Genomic DNA, 8,976 nt, shown 5'->3' with positions numbered 1-8,976 from the left:
GGAATTAAATTTGCTGCATAAGTAGTTAAATTTATTGAGAAACTGTGTTTAATAAATCATATTAAAGCTTGTCCAAGATTAGAGGGGCTAGCTCAAGTGTTTTTTAATTGTTTAAATTTTATACTCTGCTGTATCCTGCCGGGTTATCATTTTCAAATAGTATGTAATTATCATTGCCACAACTAAGATTATAACTAAAAAGATAAATCCTGCCTTAACAGCAATAAAATCATTAATAAAACCAACTACCCAATTAGAAAGCACAGTCAGTCCAATCATTCCTGCAGTCTGAGCAAAACCAACCACTTTAATCCCACTGCTTCCAAAACTATCAAGAATAGCAGCCTGAAGTGTAGGCACCTGTCCTGCTAAAAACAAACCTGAAAGCGGTATTAAAATAGTAAAGTTATAACCACCAAGTAAAGCAATTGAAATCAAGAAAGCTGCAGTACCACCGGTAAAGATCAAATAATTATAATAGCCAATTTTTTCAACAATAAAACTGGCCAGGAATCTTCCTAGAGTAAAAGTTATAAAAAACAAGGAAAGATAAAAACTTACTGTCAGGTCTGTTCTGCCCTGTACATCTTTTAAAAATGGGGCCAGCCAGGTCACCAGAGAAAATTCAACTCCTACCTGAAAAAATACAATTGAGGAAAATAAAATTACCTTTTTCTCTTTAATCAGATCTGAAGTTGCTCTCATAACCATTTCTCCATCAGATTCTATTTCTGGAAGTGAGGCTGAGTTAAATTCAAAAAAGATAATTACCAGCAAAACAATTGAAAATAAAAATGAATAATTCCAGCTAAAACCTAGTTTTAAAACTAAAGTCACAAAATAAGGGGCAACTATTCCTCCAGCTCCATAAAAAAGATGGAGTAAGTTGATCATCTTCCCTCTTTTCTCACTGTAAGAAATTGAAATTAGATTAATAGCAGAAATACTTAAAATGGTAACACCTGCCCCAACTAAAAATAATGCAAATATTAAAGCATAATAATTAGATGATAAATAAACAATTGTCAGGGACAATATATTGTGGATTATCCCATAAAAAAGAATTTTTAAAAGTCCAAACTTCTCAATTAATTTACCGCTGATAAAATATACTAGCATTGAGCCAATTGAGATAAAAGAAAGCAAAAAACCGAGACGGCTGTAATTAAGACCAAAGTCATCCATGATATACGGACCAACCTGGCCTCGAATATTATTAACAACACCTACCATAAACATTATTGTAAATGCCAGTATTATTATTTTCTTTTTATTTTTGATCATTCTCTCAACCCCACCCAACTAATTATTATTTATATTCAGGCAGCCAATCACCATGGGCCTCTATTAAATCATCACATAAATTAATGGTATCGTCAATAGATAATTCAGAAGCAGTATGAGGATCAAGCAGGGCAGCCTGATAGATATATTCTTTCTTTTTTTCTAAGGCTGCTTTAATTGTCATTAAATGAACATTTATATTTGTTCGGTTGAGTGCAGCCAGCTGTTCCGGTAATTCTCCCACATGACAGGGGGATATTCCACTGCGGTCAACAAGGCAGGGTACCTCTACCACTGCTTTCTGCGGTAAATTTTCAATTAAACCGGTGTTTAAAACATTACCGCCAATTTTATATGGCTTCCCTGTTTCCATGGCTTCCATAATATAAGATGCATATTCGTGAGTCCGCTCATGTTCTAATTCTTCGTTTTTAACCAGTTCATCCCGCATCTTATCCCACTCTGCAATCTGTTTTTCACAGCGGCGCGGGTATTCATCTAAAGGAATATTATATTTTTCAATCAACTCTGGATATTTAGATTTAATAAAATAAGGGTGATATTCTGCATTATGTTCACTTGATTCAGTTATATAATAGCCAAAGCGCTTCATCAACTCATAGCGAACCATGTCATCATGTGGAGTTTCCCTATTTAATGCTTTCTTTTTAATTTCAGGATAAAGATCTTTACCAGCACGAGTTATCTCCAGCAGCCAGGACATATGATTAATCCCTGCAATTTTATACTGCAGATTTTTAGTGCTCATCCCAAGTGGTTCCAATAATTGTTCATGGCAGATTTGAACACTGTGACATAAACCAACTGTTTTAACATTAGTTGCTCTGAGCATGGCTCCAGTTAAAATTGACATTGGGTTGGTATAATTTAAAAACCAGGCATCTGAAGCAACTTCTTCAATATCTCGGGCAAAATCCAGCATTACCGGAATAGTCCTTAAGGCTCTAAATATTCCACCAATACCCAGTGTATCACCGATTGTCTGTCTCAGCCCATATTTTTTTGGAATTTCAAAGTCAATTACTGTTGAAGGTTCATAACCTCCAACCTGTATTGCGTTTACTACATAATCGGCATTGGTAAGGGCGGCTTTACGATCAGTATATGCTTTTATCTCAGCATATTCACCATGATTGCTGTTAATATTTTTTAGCATCATCTCCGAATCTTTGAGCCTCTGCTGATCAATATCATAAAGGGCAAACTCTGAATCTCTTAAAGCCGGTGTTAAAATACAGTCACCCAGTACATTTTTTGCAAAAACAGTACTCCCTGCACCCATAAAAGTAATTTTAGCCATTATTATCTCTCCTTCTAAATTTAGTTTGTAATTTTATTATATCCATAGTACTATGTTTATATAAATGGTTTTATGTCAAAAATACATGTTTTTATGTTAGTTTTTTAATTTTGATTATTTTGTTCAGGGAGGGTTATGATGGCCAGAGAACAGGATTTGAATATTGATCGACTTCATCTAACTGATATGGAAATTCATATCTGTGGTTCTCAGCAGTGCGGCAGAAGTCACAGTTACGGACCGGCAGTTAGAGATTATTTTTTAATCCACTATATTCATCGCGGTAAAGGCATCTTTAAAGTTGATAATAGTAAATTTGAACTAAACAGGGGGCAGGGGTTTGTAATCTGGCCTCATCTTATCTCTTATTATCAGGCTGATCAGGACAATCCCTGGCAGTATTCCTGGATCGGTTTTACCGGCTTAAAAGCTGAAGATTATCTAAAAGAAGCTGGAATCAGCAGAGAAAACCCTTATTTTAGAGCTCAGAATCCAGAAAAAATATCAAATATATTTTCGGAAATGAACCAGACGGGTAATTTAAAAAAATCTAAAGAAATTAAATTGCTGGGGCTGCTGTACTTCTTTTTTGCTGAAATAATAGAAGCTAATAAACAAAAACTAAATAGAGATGAAAATCTAAAAGAAGAATATCTCAAAAAAGCTGTTAATTATATTGACCGCAATTATTCCAGACCTGATTTGAAAATAGCTGATATTGCCAGCTATTTGAATTTAAACCGCTCTTATCTCTGGCAGTTATTTGATGAACTCCTTGATCTCTCACCACAGCAGTATTTAATTGAATTCAGGATGGAAAAAGCTGCTCTGCTTTTAGAAAATTATAATTTAAAGGTCAAATCTGCTGCTTTAAGTGTGGGCTATGAAGATCCTTTTAGTTTCTCTAAAATATTTAAAAAAGTAATGGGAAAATCCCCCAGCCTGTATAAAAATGGACAAATATAATTTTAAATGCTAAAATAAATTAAAGGAATATTCTTATAGTTAGTTATAAATATGTTTGTTATTATAGCAATTCACTTTTTAATTAAAGAAAGGAGCAGAAAAATGAGTATTGGTATTATAACTGACAGCACCTGTGATTTAAATCAGGAAGTGCTAGAAAAATATGAGGTTGAGGTTATCCCTCTCTCAGTTCATTTTGGGGAAGCAGAATTTCAGGATGGAGTTGATATTAATCCAGAAGCTTTCTTTAATAAACTTGATCAGAATAAAGAATTACCACATACCTCAAGACCTGCACCAGCTCTTTTTATGAAAAAATACAGAGAACTGCTGCAAAAATATGATCAGCTGCTTTCTATCCATGTCTCTGCAGCCTTGAGCGGTACTTTTGAATCAGCAAAATTAGCAGCCCGTGAGGTAGCAGCTGAAAAGATCACTGTTCTTGATTCCTCTACTATTTCTCTGGGCCTGGGAATGTTGGTTACTCTGGCTGCTAAATTAATTGAAAAGGGTAAAAAATTGAATGAGGTAATAAAAACTATTAAGAAAGCAAAAAATAACCTGTATTTATATTTTACTGTTAAAGACCTAACTTTTATGGAAAAGGGTGGCCGTATCGGCAAAGCCAGCTCATTCTTAGGTTCTATTTTTAGCATTAATCCTGTAATTTCAATTAGTACTGAAACCGGTAAGGTTAAACCGATTGCCAAAGTTAGAGGACAGCACAGAGCTCAGGACAAAATCATTGAAGAAATTGAAGAAAAAATAGGTGATGAAAAAAATATCTGGCTGGGATTTGCTCACGGAGACCGCAAATCTGATCTTACAGACACAAAAAATAAATTAATAGAAATCATCAAACAAGACAACAATTTGAATCTAAAAACTTTTAACAGCCGCATAAGTGCAACTTTAGGCTGTCATGTTGGTCCTACAGTCTATGCTGTTATTGTTTTAAGTGGAGATTTTTTAGTATAAATAAAAAAGTGCAGCTGCTCCCCTTAAATTGGGAGAGCTGCACTTTTTAAATAATTATTTGGTAAATAATAATATTTAAATCACTTTTATTTTTGATATTAATTAACTATCCATTTATCAATTCCATTGTATCTCTGGCAATTACCAATTCTTCATTTGTTGGAATAACCATAGCTTTAACTTGAGAATCATCGGTAGAAATAAATACTTCTTTACCACGACAGTCATTTGCCTCATTATCTACTCTCTACACATAAATATTTTAAGCCTTCTAATATTTCTTTTCTTGTTCTTCTAGAATTTTCACCAATACCAGCTGTAAAGACAATTGCATCAACCCCACCAATTACAGGCAAGCACCAATATATTTTTTTACTCTGTAATTGAAAATTTCAACAGCAATTTCTGCTTGATGATCTTCTTTTTAAGCTGCTGACCTAACAACCCGCGAGTCACTGCTAACACCAGAAACTCCTAAAAGTCCACTTTCTTTATTTAAGATATCATCCACCTCAGAAGCAGACATATCTTCCTTATCCATGATAAATGGAATGATAGCCGGATCAATATCTCCACAGCGGGTTCCCATTACTAAACCTTCTAATGGAGTTAATCTCATACTTGTATCTACTGATTTGCCATTTTTAACTGCTGCTACACTGACACCATTCCCTAAATGACAGGTCACAATTTGAAGTTCTGATAAATGTTGATCCATTATCTGAGCTGATCGTTTGGTAACAAATGGGATGATTGTGTAATGGTGCTAAATATGTAATTTATTATGGTTTCTTTATTGCCTGAACATCAATTATAGCAGATTCTGCAAAAGCCTCACCACCATGAACAATTCGGTGACCAATTGCCTCTACTTCAACCATAACTTCCAATACTCCGTGATCTTTAGAAAGCAGTGTTTTAATTAATAATTCAATTCCAACTTTGTGGGTGGGAATATCTTTTTCAATTACAATTTTTTCTCCATCACCATTTTCATATTCGCTGGATTAAACCTTTTACTAGCACACTCTCTGTTTCCATATTAAATAATTAATACTTTAAAGATGAACTACCACTATTAATTACAAGTATCTTTATCTTCTTCCCCTATAAATTTTATTTATTTTGAACCTGTACTGCTGTAATTGCTGACAGATTAACAACATCTTTTACTGAACAACCGCGAGATAAATCATTAATCGGTGCTTTTCCCATTGTAGAGAACAAAGACCTGCTTCTCTAACAGATCTTTATCTTCTCAAAACAAAATTAATTTACCATGATTTACCGCTACTGCCCAGTATCGTAATTTTTTCTTTTGCCTTTTCAATTACCGCATTTCTACCAGGACCACAATAAGTATGAACATCATAAACTTCAGAATTCTCTGCCAAAATTTCTCTAACCCTTTTAGTAAATGCCTGCTGGAAATCAGTATTAAAATTAACCTTATTCACACCATATTTAACAGCTCTCTTTAAATCCTGATCAGAAACACCAGAAGCACCATGTAGAACAAGAGGCATATCTAGTAATCTTTTTATTTTATCAAGTCGTTCAAAATCTAACTCTGGCTTCCCTTTATAAATACCATGAGCTGTACCAACTGCAACTGCAAGAGCATCAACGCCTGTTTTCTCTACAAATTCTTGAGCTTTATCAGGATCAGTATACATCGAATTTTTTTCTTCAACTGTATGACCATCTTCAGTTCCAGCAATTGTACCCAGTTCTGCCTCAACACTAACTCCAACACTGTGTGCAATCTCAACAACCTTTTTAGTCATTTCTATATTTTCTATAAATTCTTTTTTGGAAGCATCAATCATTACAGAAGAGAATCCAGCTCTAATTGCTGCTATAATACTGGATATTTTACTCCCATGATCTAAATGCAGTGCCATTGGAATTGATACATCTTTGATAATTGCTTCTGTCATTCTACTGACATTTTCTAGGCCTATATAGGGAATAATTCTTTCACTAACCTGCAGTATTAAAGGTGCATTCTTTTCTTCAGCACCAGCAACAAAAGCCTGTAAAAATTCCATATTGTTAATATTAAATGCGCCCACAGCATAATTATTTTTGTGTGCTTCCTGAAGAAGTTCTTTCATTGGCTTTAAATTCATTTTTTTACTCCTCTCTATTGTGTTATCTACTCTTCATAAAATTGATTCAGACTTATAATGCTCTAGCCTAAAATTGAAAGCAGTGTACCAGCTGCAATTGCAGAACCGATAACTCCGGCAAAGTTTGGTCCCATCGCATGCATCAAAAGGTGATTGGACGGATTTTCTTCTTGACCCACTTTCTGCACAACTCGAGCTGCCATTGGAACTGCAGAAACTCCAGCTGCTCCAATAAGCGGATTGACTTTACCTCCACTCAGCTTATACATTACTTTACCAAATATAACTCCAACAGCTGTACCAAAGCTGAAGGCAATTAATCCTAAAACTAAAATACCAATAGTCTCTGCATTTAAAAATGCTTCTGCACTGGCTGTTGCCCCAACTGTTAAACCTAAAAAAAGAGTTACTATATTCATCAGAGCATTCTGAGTTGTTTTGAGTAGTCGGTCAACTACTCCTACTTCTCGCATTAAGTTACCAAACATCAGACTTCCTAATAGTGGTAAAGCCGAAGGTACTAATAAACCACCAAGTAAGGTAACGGCTATTGGGAAAATAATCTTTTCCGTTTTTGTTACATGTCTTAACTGCTCCATTTTTACTCGGCGCTCTTCTTTAGTTGTTAAAGCCTTCATAATCGGAGGCTGAATAATTGGTACTAAAGCCATATAGGAATAAGCTGCTACTGCAATTGGGCCCAATAAATGTGGTGCGAGCTGACTGGCTGCAAAAATTGCTGTCGGTCCATCTGCTCCCCCTATAATTCCTACAGCTCCTGCTTCAGCAGGAGAAAAGCCTAAAGCAATTGCACCAAAAATAGTGGCAAAAATTCCAAACTGGGCTGCTGCTCCTAAAAGTGCAGTTTTTGGTTGAGCTATCATTGGTCCAAAATCAGTCCATGCTCCAACCCCCATAAAAATTATTGGAGGATAAATTCCTAATTTAACTCCCTGATAAATATAATATAATAAACCTCCAACCTGACCTTCCTTTCCGGCTGACATTAGTCCTCCTAAAGGAAGATTAACTAAAAGCATCCCGAAACTGATAGGCACTAAAAGTAATGGCTCATATTCCTTGACCACTGCCAGATATAAAAGTACAGAGGCAATGACAATCATTATCAGCTGTCCTAAACCCAGATTTAAATAACCTGTAGACTGGACAAATAGTGAAATCTTATCTAACATTATTTAACCCCCTACTCAATTACCAGCATTACGTCTTCTGCATCAACACTATCTCCAACTCTTACCTTAATCTCTTTAACAGTTCCTGACTGAGCGGCAGTAATTTTATTTTCCATTTTCATTGCTTCTAAAATAATTAAAACATCACCTTTACTGACTCTATCACCTTTTTTAAAGTTAATTTCTAAAATACTTCCCGGCATGGGAGCTACAACATCGCCCTCCCCGATATCAGACGGGACTGCCATCTCTTTTTGAGGCTGCTTTTTAGACTCGGAGTCAGCTTTTTTAGGCTTTGATTTTGAAGCAACTTCAGAAATGATGCCGGCGCTTTCTCTGCTCTTGGATACTGCTTCACTACTCTCTATATTTCCTATTTCTTCAATCCTTACAATAAATTCTTCACCATCCACCTCAACTCTAAATTTTTTCATTCTTTATTCATCTCCTATCTTTTCCAATTTTGATTGCTTTTTTGAATAGATATAATCCGATAATTTTTTTGACCATTTAGCATTTCAGCAAGAGCTGCAGTAACTGCTGCAACTTTTTTAGGAGAAACCCCCTGCCTATCAGGCTCTTTTACTCTTGGTTTTTCAACAATATCTACTTTTGACTTTTTCACTTCTTTTTTCTTTTTAACTCCACTTTCTGGTCCAAAAAGTTTTCCACTAAAATGAAGGAAAACAGAGAGTAGATAAAGGGAAAGAAAAACTGTTCCCATTCCAATTATTAATAACTCCAGACCAAGTACATAATTATTCATGCTTTCACCTACTTATTACTTTTTTGGTTATAATATTATCATTTCTTTTTTATAGTATTAAAATCTAAAATAGACTATTTACTATTTTAACCAATAATTTTATAGTGGAATGTTGCCATGCTTTTTATCCTTTCTCTCTTCTCGCTTATTAATCATCATCTCCAGACCATTGATTAGTTTGGCTCTAGTCTCTCCCATCTTAATTACATCATTAACCATCCCTCTTTTGGCTGCAATATAGGGGTTAGCAAAATTTTCTTTATAGTCATCAATTTTATCCTGGCGCAGCTTTTCCGGATCGTCTGCCGCTTTAATTTCTTTTCTGTAAATTACATT

At 34.9% G+C, this 8,976-nt stretch carries 9 protein-coding genes and 2 pseudogenes; 2 read left to right on the top strand and 9 right to left on the bottom strand.

Going from position 1 to position 8,976, the window contains the following annotated elements; all coding sequences use genetic code 11:
- Window positions 1–111: 111 nt before the first annotated feature.
- Together DFR79_RS15665 and DFR79_RS15660 are read right to left on the bottom strand one after the other, a co-directional pair.
- Window positions 112–1,284: an MFS transporter gene (locus DFR79_RS15665; protein WP_133516403.1), complete on the bottom strand. Its 1,173-nt coding sequence runs from the start codon at window positions 1,282–1,284 to the stop codon at window positions 112–114.
- A gap of 25 nt (window positions 1,285–1,309) precedes the next feature.
- Complete coding sequence (locus tag DFR79_RS15660; protein WP_133516402.1) at window positions 1,310–2,605, bottom strand: alpha-glucosidase/alpha-galactosidase; 1,296 nt, start codon at window positions 2,603–2,605, stop codon at window positions 1,310–1,312.
- Window positions 2,606–2,743: 138 nt separating this feature from the next.
- On the opposite strand from DFR79_RS15660, the gene DFR79_RS15655 reads away from it, so the two are divergent.
- Both DFR79_RS15655 and DFR79_RS15650 read left to right on the top strand, forming a co-directional pair.
- Window positions 2,744–3,571, top strand: coding sequence for an AraC family transcriptional regulator (locus DFR79_RS15655; protein ID WP_243727829.1), 828 nt, complete (start codon window positions 2,744–2,746; stop codon window positions 3,569–3,571).
- Between the two features lie 102 nt (window positions 3,572–3,673).
- Window positions 3,674–4,549 carry a DegV family protein gene (locus tag DFR79_RS15650; protein ID WP_166638086.1) on the top strand — a complete coding sequence of 292 codons (876 nt, stop codon included), beginning with the start codon at window positions 3,674–3,676 and terminating at the stop codon, window positions 4,547–4,549.
- 106 nt (window positions 4,550–4,655) lie between these two features.
- On the opposite strand, the pseudogene DFR79_RS15645 reads toward DFR79_RS15650, so the two are convergent.
- The 7 genes and pseudogenes from DFR79_RS15645 to DFR79_RS15615 all read right to left on the bottom strand — a co-directional run.
- Window positions 4,656–5,590 (bottom strand): annotated as a pseudogene (locus tag DFR79_RS15645) (acetate/propionate family kinase).
- A gap of 75 nt (window positions 5,591–5,665) precedes the next feature.
- A pseudogene (locus DFR79_RS15640) lies at window positions 5,666–5,752 on the bottom strand (phosphate acyltransferase); the annotation flags it as partial.
- A 71-nt stretch (window positions 5,753–5,823) separates the two neighbouring features.
- Window positions 5,824–6,681 (bottom strand): class II fructose-1,6-bisphosphate aldolase, encoded by an 858-nt coding sequence (gene fba / locus DFR79_RS15635; protein ID WP_133516399.1) that lies wholly within the window; start codon window positions 6,679–6,681, stop codon window positions 5,824–5,826.
- Window positions 6,682–6,743: 62 nt separating this feature from the next.
- Complete coding sequence (locus DFR79_RS15630; RefSeq protein WP_133516398.1) at window positions 6,744–7,874, bottom strand: sodium ion-translocating decarboxylase subunit beta; 1,131 nt, start codon at window positions 7,872–7,874, stop codon at window positions 6,744–6,746.
- Window positions 7,875–7,885: 11 nt separating this feature from the next.
- A complete protein-coding gene (locus tag DFR79_RS15625) occupies window positions 7,886–8,308 on the bottom strand; it encodes a biotin/lipoyl-containing protein (protein ID WP_133516397.1) in 423 nt (140 codons plus the stop codon).
- 14 nt (window positions 8,309–8,322) lie between these two features.
- Window positions 8,323–8,640, bottom strand: a complete 318-nt coding sequence (locus tag DFR79_RS15620; RefSeq protein ID WP_133516396.1) for an OadG family protein — start codon at window positions 8,638–8,640, stop codon at window positions 8,323–8,325.
- Between the two features lie 99 nt (window positions 8,641–8,739).
- A partial coding sequence (locus tag DFR79_RS15615; protein ID WP_279512903.1) for a carboxyl transferase domain-containing protein occupies window positions 8,740–8,976 on the bottom strand: 237 nt, incomplete at its 5' end.

The sequence above is a fragment of the Halanaerobium saccharolyticum genome (genome assembly GCF_004362045.1).
GTDB classification, from domain to species: domain Bacteria; phylum Bacillota; class Halanaerobiia; order Halanaerobiales; family Halanaerobiaceae; genus Halanaerobium; species Halanaerobium saccharolyticum_C.
The sequence above is the reverse complement of the archived record's forward strand: the minus strand, read 5'-3'. Positions and strand labels throughout refer to the sequence as shown.